We start from the raw sequence: 21,494 nt of genomic DNA on the forward strand, positions 1-21,494 counted from the left end.
CGGCATGTCCTTATTCTTTTATTTAAGGGGAGGAGGTTCAGAACGAGGTATAGCTTTGATGAGCATAGAGAAGAGGTCATTGGCTCAAATACTAGAATAGAGTTGTGATACTGCCGCCCTTGATCTCAACAGGCTGTTCGTCCAGCAGCACCCATACGCTCGCAGCAGAAGGATTATACACCAAATGCTGATCGGCCGAGAATCTTAAGCTCTTATATGCTTTCACATAATCCACGATTTCAATATTCGTCGCAAACCAGATGTCCTCGCGTCCACCTATATATTTGCTGAACTCCTCGATAACATGCCAGTTATCTTGATCATCAAATTCATAGCTGTGGCCCCAGACATACATCAGGTGAATGTTCTTCCGCGGTAGAGAAACGAAAGTCTCCGCATGCTGCATCAGGTTCTGGTTATGGTGACAGGTCGCCTTCCATTCGAGAAAATTCTCCGGCAGCTGATAGCCGCCCGACGTCTGTACGACACGTGCATATTCGATGCCGAACACAGGGAGCATCTCGATAATCTCCTGGCTATAGGAGCCGTTAGGATAGGACATGCCACGGACAGGATAACCAAATAGTGCTTCAAGGTTTTTGCGGTCCTCCATGATCTCATAGAGCACCTGCTCTCTGGGACAGCGGGCAATAGATGGGTGAGTTACGGTATGTACGGAGACTTCATGACCTTGATAGACTTCCAATGATTCATTCTCTGTCAGACGGGCACGATATCTTGTATCACCGAACATTCCCGAATTGATATGAAAGGTACCTCTGATCCCATTCTCATTAAAAATAGCGGCTAATCGCCGATCCGAGAGGACACCGTCATCATAACTCATCGTTAGCGCTTTCAATTTACCTTCTGGATAACAGCTGAGAATTTTAGGCATGAATACAATGAACTCCTTCCAATAATTGTAATGCTATTCTTTCATCAGTGTACCATAGTTCAAAAGAAGGCAGATATGCAAAAATCAGTGGAGATCCAGCTGCGTAATCATAAAAATAACCCTCCTGAACCGCAGTTCAGAAGGGCGTTCCTAATAACAACTTAGTTGGATTGTTCCAGATATTTCTTATGGATGACTTGATGATCCTCACTGCCAGAGGCAATTCCCGTCACTTCCGTGATGGCAGCTTCAATTCCTGTGGACTTGATCAGACTTTGCAGTTCGAGCGATTGCGGATCCTGCGGATTGTCATAATGGAGTGCCGCAGCAATGCCGGTCAGCAACCCCTCGTGTGGAAGCCCATATTCAATCGCCATGTTGGCTGGACCTACGAGACGGTCATTAGCACCTAGCTTGCGAAGAGGTTCGCGTCCTACACGGATGACTTCATCCCGAATATAGGGGTTTTTGAACCGGTTCTCGATTTTGTCGATGTAGTTGTAATGCTCATCCTTATCAAATCCATGCTTCTTGATCAGAGCTTCGCCGCTTTCTTCCATCGCCTGGCGAACGACCTCACGGATCGCTTCGTTATTGATGCTCTCCTCGATCGTGTCTGTTCCTGCCAGGAAACCGAGATAAGCGGTGATGGCATGCCCCGTGTTCAAGGTGAACAGCTTGCGCTGCACATAAGCCAGCAGATTGTCTGTCAGCTTCATTCCTGGAATGTGAGGTGTTTCCCCCTTGAGGGAAGGCTCTTCAACGATCCATTCATAGAAGGATTCCACGCCGACATCTAGTATGTTCTCTCCCTCATAAGGAGGCACGATCCGGTCTACGGAGCAGTTGGCAAAGCCGACATGCTCATCCGCATAAGCTCTTGCTTCAGCCGACAGATGCGTATACACCTGTTCCTTCAGATGACTGCTTGCACCCACCATATTTTCACAGGCAATGATATTGAGTGTACCTTGTCCGGAAGCACGGCGTGCTTCAATACCGGCAGCTAAGGTTGAGGCGATGATCTTCAGCACATTAGGACCTACTGCAGTCGTAATGATATCGGCTTCTTCAATCGTATTTACAATGTCAGGTCCATTGGACAATACGCCGGATACATTGGTAATCGTCTCTTGTCTTTGCTCCAGATCAAGGATGTGGATCTGATAGCTCTTCTTGTGGTTCAATTCATTGATCATTTCTTCGTTAATATCGGCAAAAACGACATGATAATCTGCCTGGGAGAGAAGGGCGCCGATAAAGCCGCGCCCGATATTACCTGCCCCAAATTGTATTGCTTTTTTCATTGTTATTCCCGCCTTTATATGAAGATTGCGTTTAATGTAAGTCTTATACCCCGAAAGTGTTATACAGTTCGTCTGGATCTGTAACTTTGGCCAGTCTTGTCACGGTAGATTCATCCTCGATAGCCTCAGCAATTTTGGTAAGAATCTGCAGATGCTCACGGCCTGCTCCAGCAATACCGATGACGAGATATGCCGTGCCGCCTTCGAATTCGACACCTTCCGGATACTGATGGATGACGATTCCGCTCGTCTTGATTTCCTTCTTCGCCTCACCTACACCGTGAGGGATCGCTACACCATTGCCAATATATGTCGTTGCTACACCTTCCCGTTCAATCATGGCATCCACGTAATGCGGCTGCACATATCCGGCGGAGACGAGGGATTCACCCGCGCGGCGGATTGCATCCTCTTTGCTTACAGATGGAAGCTGGAGGACGATATTTTCTTTGCGAAGCACTCCGCTGCCATCGGTTTCGTCATTATTCTCTGTATTCACAGCATTCTCAGGGAAAGTCTTATCCAGGCTTTCTGTTACATCCTCCTGTGCGTATTCCGGAACAGGAGAAGTGTCAGGCTGTTCAGCCTTTGCTTTCAAGTCTTCAATCAGCTGATCGTAAATCGGATTGTTTACAAAATTATCAATGGATACGTGTATTGCATTTGGAGCTTTGGCCTTCGCTCTCGGTGTTAAATTCTGCTGCGTGACAACAAGGTCTGCATCCAGCGGAATATTTTCGATAGCCGTGTTGGTAACTTCAATAGGTAGACCTGCATTCTTCACTTTTTTACGGAACGAAGTAGCGCCCATTGCGCTTGATCCCATACCTGCATCACATGCAAAAATAATTTTGTTAATGTGTGCTTTGTTACTCAGATCAGCAGTACCAGCCGTTTCATTTGTACTGATGCCTTTACTGCTGTTCTTCAGATCCGATACGGCTTCCTTTGCCTTGTCAAGATCCTCGTCTGTCGCAGCAGATCTGCGAAGGAAGAGGGAGGAGAGCAGGAAGGAAACCACGGTAGCTACAAGCACACCTGCGATAACCGGAATGTAGCCTCCTTTTGGAGACATGAGCATAAGAGCAATGATACTGCCGGGTGAAGCGGCTGCAATCAGTCCTGCATCAAGCAGGCTGAAGGTAAATACCCCTGCCATACCGGATACGATGACAGATACAAACATGATTGGCTTCATCAGGACATACGGGAAGTACACTTCATGAATACCGCCAAAGAAATGAATAATGGCTGCACCTGGCGCAGAGCCTTTGATCGAGCCCTTGCCAAAGATCGAGTAGGCCAGCAGCAGTCCAAGACCAGGACCTGGATTCGCTTCGAGCAGGAACATGATCGATTTACCGAACTCACCAGCCTGCTGGATCCCGATCGGGCTGAGTATGCCATGGTTAATCGCGTTGTTCAAGAACAGGATTTTGGCTGGCTCAATAAAGATCGATGCGAGCGGGAGCAATCCCCAGCCCAGAATTGCATCCACTCCGGATGCCAGTAAATCAGTAAAGGCAGATACCACAGGACCGACGCCGTAGAATCCGGCAATGGCCAGCAGCATACCGATAATCCCTGCGGAGAAATTATTGACGAGCATTTCGAATCCGGAAGGAGTCTTGCTGCCAATATACTTGTCAAATTGCTTAATAACATAACCGGCGAGCGGGCCCATAATCATGGCACCGATGAACATCGGGATGTCTGCACCGACAATAACCCCCATCGCTGCAATGGCACCAAGCACACCGCCGCGATGATCATGGATTGCTTTACCGCCGCTGTAGGCAATTAGCAGAGGAAGCAGGTATTTAATCATGGGATCTACAAGAGAAGCCAGATCTTCATTAGGCAGATATCCGGCTTCAATGAAGAGTGCCGTCAGGAAGCCCCAGGCAATAAATGCACCGATATTCGGCATGACCATGGCACTGAGGAACCGGCCGAACTTCTGTGTGGCCTGCTTGACTCCTCCGGTCTTCTTCGGAGCCGGAGCGCTTTGTTCGAGCGTACTCATAATTGTTCTACCTCCATTGTATATTGTTCTATTTTTCGTAAATACAGGTCTTTCATAATGCCCTGGATATCCAGGCTTAATGCTGCCGATGTGCCGTCTGTCAGGCGGGCGGCAAAGCCGGGACGGTCAATCAGTGACTTGCTGACTTCACTGGCCGCCTCAAGGTAGGTTCGGTCACTGCCGCGCGGAGCGAGCAGTACGATGGCTGCAGACAATTGAGACTCCTTATCCGAGCCATACGTGATCGGCTCAGTGAATCGGAGAACGCTCAGCGCCAGCTTCGTAACGACGGTTGAGCGGCAATGAAGCAGGAAGATACCTTCCTGGGACAGAATTGTCTCACCCAGCTTCTCTCTCTCGTGCAGCTCTTGAATTAACTGGGACGTCCCGGCTTCATCCTTGGCATAATTTCCGGCGATTCTCTCAATCAGCTCGTCAATCGAACCAAAGTGAGCTCCATCCTGGATAACGAGGTTATTCAGCAGATCCTGAATGCCTTCAATCAGCCTTTTTTGCTTCTGCAGTGATTCAGCGAGTGAAGCCGAGGACTCTTTACTCAGTGGTACCCGGTCCGTATCTGGTGATGTGTCCTCAAGCATGGCTCTGACTTTTTCGATGTCTCTTTCACCAAGCAAGGGGGACACGCGCACGACGGGCAGCCGGCTGACGAGATCCACTGTTGAGATGATGAGGTCAACCTGAGCTTCATAGCTTTCTGTTTCAGCAGCAGATACAACAGCAGCAATGTGAAGCGTTGGAAATTCCTTGCGGATTCGGGTTTGGAGCAGACTGGAAGTGCCAATTCCGCTTGCACAGACAACCAATACCTGCAAAGAATTTTTCATGTATTTGGCTTCTGCATATTCCAGCATGGCTCCAAGATGGAGCGCGATATAGCCGATTTCGGCATCTGGTATGAGCAGCCCGACATAATCTTCAAGTACTTTGGAGCAATTACGTGCAATGTCGTACACGCTTGCGTATTGCTCTTTAATCTGTCGAAGCAGCGGATTACGTATATCCAGACCCAGCTTTAACCGTTCAACAGCAGGACCTAGATGATTAATGAAGCCAAAGAAGAGGCGGCTGTTGCTCTTCAGTTCAAGACCGGTGAGAGCCTCAGCCTTTTTCAGGATGTCTCGTGCCAGCCGTACCAGCTCAAAGCTGACATTTTCATAATCCGCTTCCTTTTCGGCATCGAGCTTAATCTCCGCACCCTTTAAATGCATCGTAATATAGCCGGTTTCATCCTCGGGAATGGTCAGGGAAAAAGCATCCTCAAGCCGATTCACCAGCATTTGAGCAGCCTTGAACGAAGGGTGACGCTTCAATTCTTGAAGCACCTGTGCCGGAATGGTAATCCGTTGACCTGTCCTCATTCGTTCAATTGCAAGTGCCAGATGGACGGCAAGGCCGATAAAGGCGCTGTCGGTCAGCTTCAATTGCATATGCTGCTCCAGCTCGGTTAAATATTTCTCCAGCTGCACAATCGTGCTCTCCTCAACCAGGTTTAGGAGACGATTGCGAATATGAGACTGCACTTTACTCAGATTGTCTTCACTTTCTTTATCCCGATCCCTGATGAGATGGATTAATTCATATTCGTCCAAATGCTCATGCAGCAGGTGGATTAAGGCAGTACGGACGTCTTTTTCATTGCCATGAACGTATACGCCATATCCCGGTTTGCGTATGAGTTCAATACGAAAGCCGCTCAGCCATTCCTCAATCCGATCCAGATCATTGCTCAGTGTCCCTTCCGTTACTTTGAACCTGGAAGCAAAGGCATACAGCTTAATCGGCTCAGAAGCAAGGAGCAGCTCCGAAATAATAAAGTAGCGGCGCTCCTCTCTTGAGAATGTAGGACTTACTGATATCGACTCCATCTCAGCCTCAAGTGCTGCGAGAGTATCGCTGTCGCCCTCGATCATAAGTCCGTAGCCCGGTTTACGTGTCAGGGTGACTCCTTGTTCATCCAGCCACACTTCAGTAAGGGGCAGCTCGCGTTTAATTGTTCGTTCACTGACATCAAGTGCATCCGACAGTTCACGGACAGTGGTATAACGGCTGGGTGAAGCTAGAAGAAACCTTACGATGAGCACGGTTCGCTTACTGGGCTTCTCCATATCTTCACGCTCCTTTCCTGTTTACTGCAGCTGAGGCAGACTTTTACCACTATTTTGAAAACGGTATCATTAACCGGCTGGAAATATAAATGCAGAGCTAGCTAAGCTGCTAACACAAATTTTAAGGAAAGATTATCTTAATATCAAAGAAAAGATGGCCTGTTTTGTCCTCTAGTCACAAGGGCCATCTTTAAATAGTATTGTTTGATTTACATAAAACTTTCATTCAGCAGCTTAGTATGAGAGTTTAGGGAAGAGTATATTAAGATATTACGAAGATGAGGAGTTTTTGAAACAGAAGATGTTATTCTATGTATGGGATTTGCATGCTACATCTCAAAAAAACGATCCCTTTCAACTAAGGCAACACGGAGAGAGAAGGAGCGATACCATTCTTTTTTGCCGCGTTCCTGTGCGATCTGATGCGCCGAATGTTCCTTCCAGGCACGAATGGATTCGAGATCCTTCCAGTAGGAAACAGTGATTCCGAGCTCTTCATCACGGGCCGATTCAACACCAAGAAAGCCGGGTTGACGTGAAGCAAGCTCTACCATCTTGTCCGCCATGTTGCCATAACCGTTATCCCCTTCTGTACGCTTGGAGGAGAAGATCACGGCATAGTAAGGCGGTTGAAGCTGGACTGCAGGTGTGTTCATGAATTCAATGCTCCTTTTTATGAATAATTTCTATATCACATGCTTATAAAGCATTTCTATGCAACAAGCTATAGCATACAACATTCTATTCTATTCAGCGACAGGAGCCAGCTGTTCTTTTTGAACAAGGCAATACCGAGCATCGAATGATTTAAATAATGGCATAACATCTTTAATGAAGGAGGATTTACATTTGGATATGAGTTCTGTTCGTTCAATTTGCCCTGTCTGCGGCGGAGAATTAAAAATATTGAAGCACAGCATCTCTTGTAAATGCGGCAGCCGGATGAAAGGGATTTTAGGAAAAGCAAGGGTACAGAAGGTAGGATAATTAGAAGGCGGGTTAATAAAAATGATGGAGTCACCGAGGCACTCATAGGGATATGAGGGCCTTTTTTGTCTTCTTATATGGTATAATTTGGATGTTATCCAATAATGAAAAGAGGCTGCTGCCGTGTCAGAAAATGAACAGGAGCGACTTAGAGAGATATATGGACTGGAAGAGCCAGTCCCGACTAACGATTCAATATTATCCTTCATAGGAGATCTAGGAGCAAACTTCCAAATGGACCTCAATTTGACTGTGTGGGCACAGTATATCAAGCATATCTTTACCTTGCTGTTCTACATCTTATAGCGATCCTGTTGTTGTGAAAAAAGGACCATTTCGTCTGTGTTTACTTCATTTATCCTAAGTGTGCAAGTTACCGGTTTCTGCTAAAATAGAATTCGACTACATAAGTATGAAGACAGAATGGATGAACTCATTTGATGTTAAAAAGAAAATGCACCGCAGTAATTATGACGCTCCTATTATCCGCTTCCCTCGCATCGGGTGTTCATGCAGATGCATATGGAGCGGATCAGACTCACGCAGCTTCTGTATCAGCTGATCAATCGACCAATGGCCCGTTAAGTCTTGAGGAAAGTGAAACGTCGAAGGAAATTCAGCAGAGACTCATGGAGCAATATGACCTTGAAGAACCTGCTCCCGAGCCTCCTAACTATTCAGTCGATTACGGAATATCATTTAATTGGGATGAATTTGATCCTTCCGAGTTTGTTCGCTGGATGATGATTATGCTGACCCTTGCTTTCTAGAGAAGTCAATCTAAGAAAGTTAGTCTGCAGCCGAATCCTTATCCTTTTCTACTTCATAAGCTATAAGGGTGATAGGTGCTCCATACTGTTCAGTTAGCAGCGCCTCAGTACGTTGAATCAGTTCTACAGCATCCCCTTGATCATTCAGCTCGGCAAATTTGTAGCTGTCTGTGTTCTCCATGAGGGACCCCTTCCTTCTTCGGTGATTGTTGTATCATGGTTTGTGAAATGACCACACATTATGCACATGAACCTTTCTAATAAATGATGGAATTGACCCGAAACAGCAAGTTTTTGAAAATTTTGAGCGAATTAGCTCAAGCATTTGCAGGCAGATCTCCATTATACTCTAGGTAGCACATCATTCTGTTTTTACCGAAACAGACGAATAGGGAGGACACTATGCCGGATATGCTCGTTAAGCTGTATGATTTGCCTGAGGTGGAAGGGAGAGCCAGCTATGAGGGGCGAACAGGAGTCACCATCCGCCGGGCGATTGCACCGGAGAAGCATGTTGTAAGTGAATGGGTCGGAGCCCATTTTGGAAAAGGGTGGGTAAGTGAATGTGAGGTTGCGTTCGCCAAGTCGCCCATCACTTGTCTAATTGCTGTCGAGAACGGCAAGCTGCTTGGATTTGCTTGCTACGATGCAACGGTTAAAGGTTTCTTTGGACCAACGGGAGTAGATGAGCATGAACGTGGCCGCGGAATCGGCAAAATGCTGCTGCTCTATGCTCTTGACTACATGAAGCAGGATGGATATGGCTATGCAGTGATTGGAGGAGCAGGACCTGTCGATTTCTATGCCAAAACAACGGGTGCCACAGTTATTGAAGGCTCAGTACCCGGTGTATATAAGGGAATGCTGTCCTAGCAGGGCGATACTCTTGCAAGCCTACATATGATCTAAGTTCATACACCTTGTCTTCAAGCTCGGTACTCCGGGGTTGGGGGCAGGGTGTTTTTATTTTGAAGAAAATCTGGTCCTAAGATCAGAAATTAATGTTTGCCGTCTCTTCCTCATCCTTGGTCATAGAATCCAGATTAAGGAAGGGAAGAGCCTGCATAATACGGTAGGCAAAAGTGGACCATTAGAGAGCAGTCTACAATAATTCCCATCTTGGTCTCAGTAAGATGTAAAAAGATTAGAACCTGGTACTAGGACATGTTATAATAACCCAAACAACATGGTCACGAAGGAGAAGATGAACGTGAATTATGAACATTGGGTTTCCCCTGAACTATATAATATGACTTCGGAAATGGAGCAGCATCGTGAGGATAAGATTGCACTCAAATGCCTGGATGAGCACAATCAATACGAAGAGATCACATATGGAGCGCTGATCAAGAAGGCGAACCAGATTGCAGGCGGACTTGAGAGTCTCGGTCTGACCAAGGGTGATCGCGTTCTGGTCATGGTACCTCGAAGAGTGATCGCCTATGCGATTTATATTGCTTGTCTCAAGCTGGGACTCGTTATCATCCCTTCGTCGGAAATGCTGCGATCGAAGGATCTGTCTTACCGTCTGGATCATTCCAAGGCTAGGGCTGTCATTGCATGGTCTACGGTAACAGATGAAGTGAATCGGATCGAAGAGCCGCTGCCTGCGCTTGATTTCCGCATTGCTGTCTCAGCTGAGGAAGGAGAACAGCAAGAAGGCTGGTCCATGCTGAGCCAGCTGATGGAGAATCAGCCTGAAATGCGTGCAGCCGTGGAAACACACCGGGATGACATTGCAATTCTGACTTATACCTCCGGTACGACGGGCAACCCCAAAGGGGTTGTACATACACACGGCTGGGGTTACGCCCATCTGCGTATCACTTCACCTTGGCTGGATATTCAGCCGGAAGACACCGTGTGGGCAACCGCCGCACCGGGATGGCAGAAATGGATCTGGAGTCCGTTCCTATCTGTACTCGGACATGGAGCAACCGGCTTTGTATTCAGCGGCTCCTTTGATTCCTCCCAATATCTCAGACTGCTGCAGGAATACCGGATTAATGTGCTCTGCTGTACGCCGACAGAGTACCGGTTGATGGCCAAATCCGATGGTCTGGAGCAATACGACTTGTCTGCTCTTCGCAGTGCGGTATCGGCAGGTGAACCGTTGAATCTGGAAGTCATCAGCACCTTTGAACGATATTTTAACATTACGATTCGCGACGGTTACGGACAGACGGAGAGCACGCTGCTCATCGGGAATCTGAAGGGAATGCCATTCCGCAAGGGTGCGATGGGGCAATCGATCTCGCCGGGTCTCGTACAAGTGGTGGACGATGAAGGTCAGCCGGTGGCACCAGGCACGGTCGGAAATATCGCGGTTCATATTGAAATGCCTGCCTTGTTCCGCAGCTACTATCTGGATCCGGAACGCAAGCCGGCCAATACTCTCGGAGAGTACTTCATCACCGGCGACCGGGCTAGCCTTGATGAGGACGGTTATTTCTGGTTTGAAGGCCGCGGTGATGACATTATTATCAGCTCAGGCTATACGATTGGTCCATTCGAGGTAGAGGAAGCCTTGATGAAGCACACAGCCGTGAAGGAGTGCGCGGCGGTAGCGAGTCCAGATGAAACCCGCGGGAATATTGTCAAAGCCTTTGTCGTATTGAAGGATGGTGTGGAAGGCTCAGATGCGCTTGTTAAGGAGCTGCAGCAGCATGTGAAGAGCATTACCGCTCCATACAAATATCCGCGCCGGATTGAGTTTATCTCAGATCTTCCCAAGACAAGCTCAGGTAAGATCCGCCGGATCGAGCTGAGAGAACTGGAGAAGCAAAGAGCGCAGAAGTAATGGCTGCTGCTGAATCTATAGCATACTTAGTACCCTAGTGCTGATTTTCCAGCAATAGGCGATCCCTCAGGGTTCAATAGGAGCTGTCCAAACGATGATTCGCTTGGACAGCTTTTTTGCTAAGATAAGGTTGAAGCAGACCCTGCACAATGCGTGCAGCATAAGTCGAGAGAGTCTCTCTATGTTCCTGTTAATCTAAATGCGAAGGAGGAAGCCAGTGTGGGTATGGATTTTCTTGCAGGCATGAACTGTGCAATGGAATATATGGAAGAACATTTATTGGATGAGCTGGATTATAAACAGGCAGCAAGGGCAGCGGGCTGCTCTGAATATCATTTTAAGCGGATGTTTTCCTTTCTCGCCGGACTTCCGATCTCTGAATATATTCGGCGCAGAAGACTGACGCTGGCAGGGCAGGAATTAATGGAGGCAAAGCCGGGGCTCAGAATTATTGATGTAGCGCTCAAATACGGATATAACTCGCCAGATTCATTCACTCGTGCTTTTCACAGCATGCATGGCATACTGCCGTCGGAAGTCCTCCATACCGGAAAAAATCTCAAAGCCTATCCCAAGCTGAGCTTCTACTTGTCAATTAGAGGAGGAGAAGAAATGAATTATCGAATTGTAGAGAAAGAGGCTTTTCGCATTGTCGGGCTGTATAAGCGGGTTCCTATCGTCTTTCACGGAGTGAATCCAGAGATTGCTTCCATGTGGAGCCAGCTTAACGAACAGCGTATAACAGAGCTTAAGGCATTATCCAACATTGAGCCAGCAGGCTTGATCAGTGCCTCAACGCAATTCTCCGAGGGGAGAATGGAGGAGCAGGGAGAGCTGGATCATTATATTGGAGCAGCAACGACACTGGCACCGCCTTCGCACTATCATGTCCTTGAAGTACCTGCTCAAACGTGGGCCGTGTTTGAAGCGGTGGGTAATTTTCCGGATAAACTGCAGGAGGTTTGGGGCCGAATCTATGCAGACTGGTTCCCTTCTTCTAATTATGAAGCAGCGCCAGGACCCGAGATGCTGTGGAATGAGAGCAAGGATACCTCCTTGCCGAATTATCGGAGTGAGATCTGGATTCCTGTTGTAAAAAAACCGTAAATCAACCGAATGGATGAATTCGTGAACTGGAATAACCGCACCCTACGCATAGGTGCGGTTATTTTTTTGCTCATAGAGAGGTAGAGAACAATCAATCTACGTTATAATATACATATGAGTGTATTTTTGGGAGTAATCAGTGAATCATCGGAGGAATGTACATGGCTCTAATATTCAGTTATTTGCGGAAGTACAAGGTAGCGGCAATTGCAGCACTATTCATGCTGCTGCTTGAGCTTATGGTTGAGCTGATTCAGCCCTATCTGATCCAGAAGATTATCGATGACGGTATTCAGCAGGAGAATCTCTCTGTGGTGTGGACGTGGGGTGGTGCCTGCTGATCAGTGCCTTCATAGCATTTGCGGCTGGGATCTCAAGCTCGTTCTATGCTGCCCATGCAAGTCAAGGCTTTGGAGCCGATCTTAGGGAATCGCTGTACAAGAAGGTTCAGTCGTTCTCTTACGCTGTATTCAACCGGTTCGCTACCTCTTCGCTGATTATCCGGCTGACAGGGGATATCACCCAGCTTCAGGACACGGTGTTTATGGGGCTGCGGTTTGCGACCCGTGTTCCGCTTGTCGTGATCGGAAGCGTTATCATGGCACTGGTTGTCAACGTGAAGCTGGGATTATTTCTGGCGGTTACGGTGCCTGTGCTGCTGCTGTTCATTTTTTACATTATGAAGAAAGTATCCCTCATGTTCCGTACCGTTCAGAAGAGATTGGATGAAGTCAATGGCGTCGCACAGGAAAATTTGATCGGCATTCGTTTAATCCGGGTGTTCGTCCGCATGGGCCATGAGATTGAACGATTCGGACGCTCGATTCGCCATTTGATGAATTCAACGATGGCGGCCCAGCGTTTCGCAGAAACGACGATGCCATTCATTATGCTTGTTATGAATGCAAGCATTCTGACCATTCTATGGTTCGGGAGAAATGATATTAACATCACGGGTGATGCGACAATGGGAGAGGTTGTAGCGGTCGTCAATTATGCGGTAAGAACGATGGGCTCCTTATCCATGCTCTCATGGATCGTCGCTACATTATCACGGGCAAGTGCATCGCGACACCGGGTTAGTGAGGTGCTTGATACGGATCAGGCTGGGTTCGATTCTGTTCAGGCAGCGGAAGGAAGCAGTGCTGCTAAAATAACAACAGAAGGCAAGAACTCTGCCGTTAAACAGAGTGTGCAATATGAGGAGGTAAGCTTCAGTTATCCGGGAAGCGACCTTCATGTGCTGGAGAACGTGTCCTTCGAAGCGAAGGCTGGAGAGCGTATTGCGATTATGGGAGCAACCGGCTCAGGCAAGACTTCTCTTGTACAGCTGCTCCTTCGTTTATATGATCCGGATGAAGGAATAATCCGTATTGACGGGAAGAATGTACAGCAATATCCGGTGGACGATCTGCGCGGCTTTATCGGTTATGTTCCCCAGGAAGCCGTACTCTTCACAGGCAGTGTCAAGGAAAATATTGCTTGGGGAAATCCGCAGGCCAGTGATGAAGAAGTGAGGGAGGCTGCGCGCAAAGCCCAGATCCATCACACGATTGAGTCGCTCACGAATGGCTATGATACGATGCTTGGCCAGCGTGGAGTCAACTTGTCGGGTGGGCAGAAGCAGCGCTTGTCCATTGCAAGAGCTCTTGTCCGGAAACCACAAATTTTAATACTGGATGACAGTACAAGCGCACTCGATGTCAAGACAGAGGCAGCACTACTTAACGAGCTGTCGGAGCTGTCATGCACGACATTTCTAATTACGCAGAAGATTTCATCAACCTTGTCGTCAGATCTGATTCTGCTGCTGGATGAAGGAAGATTGATCGCTCAAGGGACTCATCAGGAGCTTCTGCAGGATTCGGAATTGTATAGACGGATATACGAATCCCAATTTGGACAGGAGGCTAAGCATGCTTAAACAACTGGTTGAACCTTTTCGACAGCCGCCTTCCGAGGTGCTCAGGAACAAAGCAGGGCTCGGAAAGGGAGCGGCTAAGAAGACCGCCAAGGCCAAGGATTGGTCCTGGACGCTAAAACGAATATGGTCCTATCTTGCGAAGAGACGGCTTAAGCTTACTCTGGTTGTATTTATGGTCGTTCTTACTTCAGCTCTTGCCCTGCTGGGCCCCTATCTGATTGGTGTTGCCATCGATACTTATCTTGTCGGAGAGTCGGGTCAAGATTGGATTTACTTCCTCTGTGCGCTAGGGGCAGTGTATCTGCTGCATCCGATCTTTGCCTTTCTACAAAGCATATGGATGATTGAGGTCGCACAGGAAACGGTCTATCGTATGCGGTTTGATCTATTCACCCATTTGCACCGACTGCCAATTCCGTTCTTCGGCAAACGGCAGCAAGGGGAGATTATGAGCCGGCTCACGAACGATATTGAGAATGTCAGCGCTACGCTGAATGGGTCCATTATTCAGGTGACTTCAAGTATCCTTACGCTGGTGGGAGTAGTGACCGTTATGCTGACACTCAGTCCGCTGCTTACTTTGCTTACATTTATCGTCGTTCCGCTGATGGTACTTGGTATGCGCTGGATTACCCGCCGTACGGGACCTTTATTCAAGGAGCGTCAGAAGAATCTGGGTGATCTGAACGGTTACATAGAGGAGACGTTATCCGGGCAGCGGATCATCAAGGCTTTTTCACAGGAAGAACGAGTGATTACCTCCTTCCAGGAGAAAAATGATAAGATCAGACTCTCAGGCTTCTGGGCGCAGACGATATCAGGGTTTATTCCGAAGCTGATGAACAGCCTGAACAATCTGAGCTTTGCGATCATTGCCGGAATCGGCGGTATCATGGTCATTAACGATATGATAACCATCGGGGTAATCATTATCTTTGCAGAGTATGCACGCCAGTTTACCCGGCCGCTTAATGATCTCGCGAATCAGTGGAATACCGTTCTGTCTGCCATTGCAGGGGCCGAGCGTGTATTTGAGGTCATGGATGAGGATGAGGAGATTAAGGACGAGGTCGGAGCAGAGAAGCTGAATCATGTCGAAGGGGCGGTAAGATTTGAGCAAGTGTCCTTTGGTTATGAGGAAAAAGGGGCAACACTCCAGGACATATCCTTCTCTGCCAAGCCGGGAGAGATGGTTGCGCTTGTTGGGCCAACCGGTGCTGGCAAAACCACACTGATCCAGCTGATCTCGAGATTCTACAATCCTGATCAAGGGCAGATCTCTGTTGATGGACAGGATGTAACCAAGATATCGCGTGAGAGCCTTCGTTCTCATATGTCCTTTGTGCTCCAGGAATCCTTCTTGTTCGAAGGAACGATAAGGGAAAATATTCGTTACGGCCGGCTGAGTGCGACCGATGAAGAGGTGGAGGAAGCTGCTAAGCTGGCGAATGCGCATTCCTTTATTACCCGGCTTAAAAAGGGCTACGATCAAGTACTGAGTGCAGACGGCAGCGGGATCAGTCAAGGACAGAAGCAGCTGCTTGCCATTGCCCGCGCCATGCTTGCAAATCCGGCGATTATTGTACTCGATGAAGCGACGAGCAGTATTGACACGGTGACGGAGATCAAAATTCAGGAAGGTCTTGCAAGGCTCATGAAAGGCAGAACCAGCTTTGTCATTGCCCATCGCTTAAATACAATCCGTCAGGCAGACAAGATATTGGTGCTGAAGGATGGGCGCTTGATTGAGCAGGGCTCACATGATGAGCTTCTTGCCGCAGAAGGATTCTACAGTGATTTGTTTCACAGTCAGATCAAGAAAGAGGCCATGACATAAATCGATTGAACAAAAATATGACAGGATAGAAGGTGAAGCGGTGTGGGAGTATTAACACTGGATCAAGTGATGAGCACGCTGGAGGAGCTGGGGACAGAGCAGACCAAGAAGACATTCCTACGGCACGGGGCTCGTGAGCCATTCTTCGGCGTCAAAGTGGGAGACATGAAGAAGAAGCTCGTAAAGGAAGTGAAGAAGGATCAGGAGGTAGCGCAGTCTCTATTTAGCACAGGTAATAGTGATGCCATGTATTTGGCAGGGCTTACCGTGAATCCGAAGCTGGTCTCGAAGGAGCTGCTGGAAGCTTGGGTGCAGCAGGCGTACTGGTACATGATAGCTGAATATCCGGTGGCGTGGTTGACCGCAGAGAGTCCTTATGCCACAGAACTGGCGATGAAATGGATCCAATCGGACGAAGAGATGGTTGCAACGGCCGGCTGGAGTACCTATTCGAATTATGTATCCATTACACCAGACGATGAGCTCGATCTGGGAGAACTGGCTGGTTTGCTGGAACGTGTAAGATCGACGATACATGAGGAACAGAATTGGGTGAGGTCTGTGATGAATGGCTTTGTCATCAGCGTGGGCAGCTATGTCCAGTCACTCCATGAGCAGGCAAGGGATGTAGCGCAAGAGATTGGCAAAGTCCATGTGGATGTGGGGAATACAGCCTGCAAAATACCGCTCGCAGAGGAGTATATCCGCAGGGTGGAAGAAAAGGGTAAGCTGTTCAAGAAACGTAAAACCTGTATCTGTTAACATAGCAGATCACAACATATAAGAGCTCATGAATAACGGCTTCCGCAGATCCGATTGCGAAGCCGTTATTTTTTTGTCTTTTCATAATCATGTCTTTATAGGGCTCAGATTTACCCATTTTATGCGTTTTAAAGTAGATATAGCAAAATTTAATAAAAATGTATTGAATTCATAAAGGACCTTCATTACAATAAGAGCAACTACCATACTAGTATGACTAGTATGCAATTGCCACTTCACTTTTATAGCTTCATTTCCCAGCTGGATATCCAGCTTCAATGTCAGCTACAGATCGCAATTCCACTTGTCGCATCAATTCACATTATCATTTTAGTCTACATTTGTAAGCGCTTCAATATCAGAAGGGGGTCTAGATCCGGATTAGAACGAAATGGGTAAATAACAGCTCATTTTAGAATTGAAAGCGGTTTATTAACTTGTCTATACGGATAGGAGTGAAATAAGCTATGGAACCGAAGACTGTAAATCCACCCATACCGGAGATGAAGGTCGCGAGAAAAAGTAAACGGAGAACGATCCTTTATCTCCTGCGTAAAGACTGGCAGCTCTATTCTCTATTAATTCTGCCGATTCTGTACCTGCTCATTTTTAAATACGGGCCTATGATTGGTAATGTTATCGCTTTTAGAAGATTTGTGCCCGGGGGCAGCATCTTTGGAGAGCAGTGGGTCGGACTTCATTACTTCCGCATGTTTATCGAGGATCCAACCTTCTGGCGAGTATTTAGCAATACACTTATCCTTGGCGGACTTACGATGCTGCTGACCTTCCCGATGCCGATCGTATTCGCTCTACTGCTTAATGAGGTCAAGAACAAGAAGTTCAAGAAGTTTGTTCAGACGGCTTCGTACCTGCCGCACTTTTTATCCATTGTTATTGTCGCAGGGATGATCTTGCAGCTGACGGCTTTGAATGGCTCGATCAATTCACTGATCCAATTCTTCGGTGGAGACCCGATCAACTTTATGCAGCAGGCCGACTGGTTCCGCACCATTTATGTCACATCTGAAATATGGCAGGGAATGGGCTGGGGCGCAATTCTGTATCTCGCTGCGCTGACGACGATCGATGATTCCCTCTATGAGGCAGCCAGAATTGATGGCGCTAACAGATGGAAACAGACGCTGCATGTAACGATTCCCGGGATATTGCCGACGATCGTTACTGTACTGATTCTGAACATGGGCAGCTTCCTGGCTGTCGGCTTTGAGAAGATTCTACTCCTGTACAATCCGCTGATTTATGAGACATCCGACGTGATCTCGACTTATCTGTATCGCGTAGGCCTTGGATCTAGTAACTTCAGCTACGCGACAGCGATCGGATTATTTGAATCCATCATCGGACTTATCCTTGTATTATCCGTCAATGCGATCTCACGCAAGGTAACGGAAAGAAGCTTATGGTAAGGAGGCAGCCACATGAAGGAATCTGTATCGTATAAGGTCTTTAAGGTATTTAACGCATCAGCTCTTATATTCATCGTGTTCATTACGCTATATCCTTTTCTCAACGTTGTTGCTCAATCTTTCAGCAGTGAAGCCTATATTAATTCCGGTCAAGTCAATCTGATTCCGAGAGGCTTCAATATTGAGACCTACAAGAAGGTTGCAAGCGACTCCATGTTCTGGACCAACTATAAGAACACCATCATATACGCTGTCGTCGGAACTCTGATATCGATGTTCTTGACTACGATCTTTGCTTACGCCTTATCCCGAAAGCGGCTGATGGGACGCAAATTTTTGACGGTGTTCGCTGTGTTCACGATGTTCTTTAACGGCGGTCTGATTCCGAACTATGTGCTGATTAACACCCTTGGAATGGCGAACTCCATGTGGGCGATTGTTCTTCCAGGTGCGATCAGCATCTATAACATGCTTATAATGAAATCCTTCTTTGAGAATATGCCGGAGGAGCTGGAGGAAGCCGCTGCAATTGACGGACTGAACACATACGGGATATTGCTCCGCATCGTGCTTCCGTTAAGTAAAGCCGTGCTGGCTACAATGATTCTCTTCTATGCGGTAGCACACTGGAATTCCTGGTTCCCAGCTTTCATCTATCTGGATAAGAAGGAGCTGTTCCCTGTCACCATCTATCTGCGGAATATGATCGCTGCAGCGACAGGCGGTGCGGCAGTTGGTGCGACTTCTGCGGATAATTTGACTCAGATATCAGCAAACATCAAATCGGTGACCATGGTTCTTACCATTTTACCTATACTGACGATTTATCCTTTCGTTCAAAAGTACTTTGTTTCTGGTGTCATGCTCGGATCTGTCAAAGGGTAAGGATTGCTATCTCTCGGTCACAAGGCTTAGAGAACCACTAATTGCGAGATTACAAATCGTAGGGGGATGTTGAGATGAAGAAAAAATGGGGTAAAGTATTGCTCACAGGATTACTGAGCTTGTCTCTGGCTGCATGCAGCAACGGCCTTGGCACTCAGGAAGCGGAAGTTCAGAACAAAGGTGCAATGGAGTCTTATGCCGTAGGGGATACCTTCAAAGCAACCGAACCATTTAACCTATCGATTATGTACAACGACAACCCGGCTTATCCGATCAAGCAAGACTGGATGCTGTTCAAGAAAATTACGGAGATCACAGGGGTGACTCTGGAGCCTACCATTGTACCGATGAGTGATTACAGCCAGAAGCGCTCACTCCTCATTAGCTCCGGCGATGCGCCGCTTATTATTCCTAAGACCTATCCAGGAGAAGAAGCTCCATTCGTCGCATCCGGTGCAGCACTTCCTGTAAGCGATTACGTTGATCTTATGCCGAACTATAAGGATAAGGTGGAGAAATGGGGACTGGAAGACGAGCTTGAGGGACTCAAGCAGGAGGATGGTAAATATTATTTGCTTCCGGGTCTCCATGAAGAAGTATGGCCAGACTATACCCTTATTGTGAGAACGGACATTTTTGAGAAGCATAACATTGCCATTCCAACAACTTGGGAGGAGCTGTATACAGCACTTAAGCAGCTGAAGGAAGAGTATCCGGATTCCATTCCATTCTCTGACCGCTTCAAATTCAACAGCACGCTGAATATTGCTGCAACAGGATTTGGAACCAAAGGCGGCTGGGGCTATGGCAACGGACTTACTTACAAGGAAGATCAGGATGAATTCGTATATACAGCAACCACACCAGAATATAAAGAAATGCTGGAGTACTTCAATAAGCTAGTAGAGGAAGGCCTTCTGGACAAAGAAAGCTTCACTCAGGATGATGAGCAGGCGATTCAAAAGTTCGTATCCGGCAAGTCCTTTGTAATCAACGGCAACTCTCAAACGGTAGTAATGCATCGTAACGATATGGATAAGACACTCGGTAAAGATAACTATTCCATCGCGAAGATTACTGTGCCGGGCGGCCCTGCAGGGCAGCTGATGTCCGGTTCTAGATTGGAGAACGGCGTCATGATCTCTTCCAAAGCCAAAGAAAGCGAGAACTTTGAGGCGATCATTCAATTCATTGACTGGCTGTACTATAGTGACGAAGGTCAGGAATTTGCAAAATGGGGCGTAGAGGGCGAGACCTTCACGAAGGAGAATGGCGTTCGCAAGCTTGTAGAAGATATTAACTATAATGGTTTGAACCCGGATGGAACCAAGGATCTGCGTATTGAGTACGGCTTCTCCGGCGGTGTATTTGCATACGGAGGCACGACAGATCTGCTCCATTCCATGTTCAGCGAAGAAGAGCTTAAATTCCAGAATGATATGAAGGAAGTTAAGGATGTCGTTCCTGCTGAACCGCCAATTCCTTATTCAGTTGAAGAACGTGAAAGAGTCACTCTGCTCAGCACTCCGCTTAAAGATTACACAGATCAAAATACGTTCAAGTTCATTCTCGGAGAACGGGATCTGTCTGAATTCGATACCTTCGTATCGGAGCTGGAGAGCCAAGGTGTGTCTCAATATCTAGAAATCGCGAATGAAACGTACAAGGAATATAAGGAAAAAGCTGGGGAATAAACGTTCAGGCGAGCAAAAAGTTTAAGGTTATCGCAGGAGGCAGCCGTTTCGCCTACGAAAAGGCTGCCTCCTCTTTTATTGATGACGAACTGAACTGCAATAATCAAGATACTGGAGAGTGAGAATATTGGATGTCACGGTACAGGATGTGATCCGCAGTCTGGAGGAGCCGGCTGGTGTGCTTGAATCGACAGTAGACAAGATTGTATGCGGTCGTTCTGCTGAAGTCGTCCAGGGCATTGCAGTATCCTTCTCCGCAACGTATGAAGCACTGAATAGAGCGGCAGAGCTTGGAGCCAACCTGTTTATTACTCATGAGGGATTGTTCTACAGTCATCACGAAGGAGCACAAGAAATGCTGACGTTAGACCCGGTATACCAAGCCAAGCAGGCGCTTATTGAGGAGAGGCATCTAACCGTTTATCGATTTCATGATTATCCGCACCGATACTCTCCTGATGAAATTACAGATGGGCTGATTGAAGCCATTGGTTATGATGGATACCCTATTCGGCACTTGTCCACAGCATCGATTGTTCATCTGCCGGCAGGTCAAACGGTAAGGCAAATTGCGGAGCATCTCAAGGCGAAGCTTCAGCTCTCTCATGTTAGAGTTATTGGAGGTCTGGATGTTATATGTGAACGCATCGGTATCACAGTAGGATACAGAGGCGGAGGTCAGCACCTGATTCCCTTGTATGAGAATGAACAGCTGCAGCTCATTATTGCAGGCGAGGGACCGGAATGGGAGACCCCTGAATATATACGGGATGCGATGACCCTTGGAGGCAGCAAATCACTGCTTCTCACAGGGCATGCGGCCAGCGAGGAGCCGGGGATGAGTCGAATCGCAGACAGGATTCGTCAGCAATTCCCGAATGTGCCGGTTCACTTTATTCCAGTTGCCCCCATCTTCCAGGTAGTATAACAAGAACGGAACC

General features: G+C 47.5%; 18 protein-coding genes and 1 pseudogene. 13 read left to right on the forward strand and 6 right to left on the reverse strand.

Annotated features, from left to right (window positions below; genetic code table 11):
• Positions 1-91 precede the first annotated feature (91 nt).
• The 5 genes from TCA2_RS20225 to TCA2_RS20245 form a co-directional block, all read right to left on the reverse strand.
• Positions 92-898 carry a polysaccharide deacetylase family protein gene (locus TCA2_RS20225; protein ID WP_047913418.1) on the reverse strand — a complete coding sequence of 269 codons (807 nt, stop codon included), beginning with the start codon at positions 896-898 and terminating at the stop codon, positions 92-94.
• Positions 899-1,059: 161 nt separating this feature from the next.
• The gene (locus TCA2_RS20230; RefSeq protein WP_047913419.1) at positions 1,060-2,205 is read right to left on the reverse strand and encodes a mannitol-1-phosphate 5-dehydrogenase; all 1,146 of its coding nucleotides are present in this window, start codon (positions 2,203-2,205) and stop codon (positions 1,060-1,062) included.
• 43 nt (positions 2,206-2,248) lie between these two features.
• Positions 2,249-4,231 (reverse strand): PTS mannitol transporter subunit IICBA, encoded by a 1,983-nt coding sequence (locus TCA2_RS20235; protein ID WP_047913420.1) that lies wholly within the window; start codon positions 4,229-4,231, stop codon positions 2,249-2,251.
• Positions 4,228-6,357 (reverse strand): BglG family transcription antiterminator, encoded by a 2,130-nt coding sequence (locus TCA2_RS20240; RefSeq protein WP_047913421.1) that lies wholly within the window; start codon positions 6,355-6,357, stop codon positions 4,228-4,230. Before TCA2_RS20240 ends, TCA2_RS20235 begins: the two co-directional genes overlap by 4 nt.
• A 329-nt stretch (positions 6,358-6,686) precedes the next feature.
• Positions 6,687-7,013, reverse strand: coding sequence for an antibiotic biosynthesis monooxygenase (locus TCA2_RS20245; protein WP_047913422.1), 327 nt, complete (start codon positions 7,011-7,013; stop codon positions 6,687-6,689).
• Between the two features lie 193 nt (positions 7,014-7,206).
• On the opposite strand from TCA2_RS20245, the gene TCA2_RS27330 reads away from it, so the two are divergent.
• The 3 genes from TCA2_RS27330 to TCA2_RS20255 all read left to right on the forward strand — a co-directional run bounded on the left by TCA2_RS27330 (position 7,207) and on the right by TCA2_RS20255 (position 8,114).
• The gene (locus tag TCA2_RS27330; RefSeq protein ID WP_193746098.1) at positions 7,207-7,344 is read left to right on the forward strand and encodes a hypothetical protein; all 138 of its coding nucleotides are present in this window, start codon (positions 7,207-7,209) and stop codon (positions 7,342-7,344) included.
• A gap of 123 nt (positions 7,345-7,467) precedes the next feature.
• A complete protein-coding gene (locus TCA2_RS20250; RefSeq protein ID WP_047913423.1) occupies positions 7,468-7,650 on the forward strand; it encodes a hypothetical protein in 183 nt (60 codons plus the stop codon).
• Positions 7,651-7,784: 134 nt separating this feature from the next.
• A complete protein-coding gene (locus TCA2_RS20255) occupies positions 7,785-8,114 on the forward strand; it encodes a hypothetical protein (protein WP_047913424.1) in 330 nt (109 codons plus the stop codon).
• A gap of 19 nt (positions 8,115-8,133) precedes the next feature.
• Here the strand turns inward: TCA2_RS20255 and TCA2_RS27335 are convergent, their stop codons facing one another.
• Positions 8,134-8,295, reverse strand: coding sequence for a hypothetical protein (locus tag TCA2_RS27335; protein WP_193746099.1), 162 nt, complete (start codon positions 8,293-8,295; stop codon positions 8,134-8,136).
• Between the two features lie 221 nt (positions 8,296-8,516).
• Here TCA2_RS27335 and TCA2_RS20260 point away from each other — a divergent pair, with 221 nt between their 5' ends.
• The 10 genes and pseudogenes from TCA2_RS20260 to TCA2_RS20305 all read left to right on the forward strand — a co-directional run bounded on the left by TCA2_RS20260 (position 8,517) and on the right by TCA2_RS20305 (position 21,481).
• Entirely contained in the window at positions 8,517-8,987 is a 471-nt protein-coding gene (locus TCA2_RS20260) for a GNAT family N-acetyltransferase (RefSeq protein WP_047913425.1), read from the forward strand.
• Positions 8,988-9,363: 376 nt separating this feature from the next.
• The gene (locus tag TCA2_RS20265; protein WP_370510376.1) at positions 9,364-10,914 is read left to right on the forward strand and encodes an acyl-CoA synthetase; all 1,551 of its coding nucleotides are present in this window, start codon (positions 9,364-9,366) and stop codon (positions 10,912-10,914) included.
• Between the two features lie 225 nt (positions 10,915-11,139).
• Positions 11,140-12,021, forward strand: a complete 882-nt coding sequence (locus TCA2_RS20270; RefSeq protein WP_047913491.1) for an AraC family transcriptional regulator — start codon at positions 11,140-11,142, stop codon at positions 12,019-12,021.
• 161 nt (positions 12,022-12,182) lie between these two features.
• Positions 12,183-13,945 (forward strand): annotated as a pseudogene (locus tag TCA2_RS20275) (ABC transporter ATP-binding protein).
• Positions 13,938-15,782 carry an ABC transporter ATP-binding protein gene (locus TCA2_RS20280; RefSeq protein WP_047913427.1) on the forward strand — a complete coding sequence of 615 codons (1,845 nt, stop codon included), beginning with the start codon at positions 13,938-13,940 and terminating at the stop codon, positions 15,780-15,782. The pseudogene TCA2_RS20275 and the gene TCA2_RS20280 overlap by 8 nt, the downstream one beginning before the upstream one ends.
• Positions 15,783-15,851: 69 nt before the next feature.
• On the forward strand, positions 15,852-16,544 hold the full coding sequence (locus TCA2_RS20285; RefSeq protein ID WP_047913492.1) for a DNA alkylation repair protein: 693 nt from the start codon (positions 15,852-15,854) through the stop codon (positions 16,542-16,544).
• Positions 16,545-17,011: 467 nt separating this feature from the next.
• Positions 17,012-17,974, forward strand: coding sequence for a sugar ABC transporter permease (locus tag TCA2_RS20290; protein WP_047913428.1), 963 nt, complete (start codon positions 17,012-17,014; stop codon positions 17,972-17,974).
• 12 nt (positions 17,975-17,986) lie between these two features.
• Positions 17,987-18,859, forward strand: a complete 873-nt coding sequence (locus TCA2_RS20295; protein WP_047913429.1) for a carbohydrate ABC transporter permease — start codon at positions 17,987-17,989, stop codon at positions 18,857-18,859.
• Between the two features lie 74 nt (positions 18,860-18,933).
• Positions 18,934-20,553 (forward strand): extracellular solute-binding protein, encoded by a 1,620-nt coding sequence (locus TCA2_RS20300; protein WP_047913430.1) that lies wholly within the window; start codon positions 18,934-18,936, stop codon positions 20,551-20,553.
• A gap of 118 nt (positions 20,554-20,671) precedes the next feature.
• Positions 20,672-21,481 (forward strand): Nif3-like dinuclear metal center hexameric protein, encoded by an 810-nt coding sequence (locus tag TCA2_RS20305; RefSeq protein ID WP_337999911.1) that lies wholly within the window; start codon positions 20,672-20,674, stop codon positions 21,479-21,481.
• The last annotated feature ends 13 nt before the right edge of the window (positions 21,482-21,494 follow it).

It is taken from the genome of Paenibacillus sp. TCA20, from assembly GCF_000732325.1.
Taxonomy (GTDB): domain Bacteria; phylum Bacillota; class Bacilli; order Paenibacillales; family Paenibacillaceae; genus Paenibacillus; species Paenibacillus urinalis.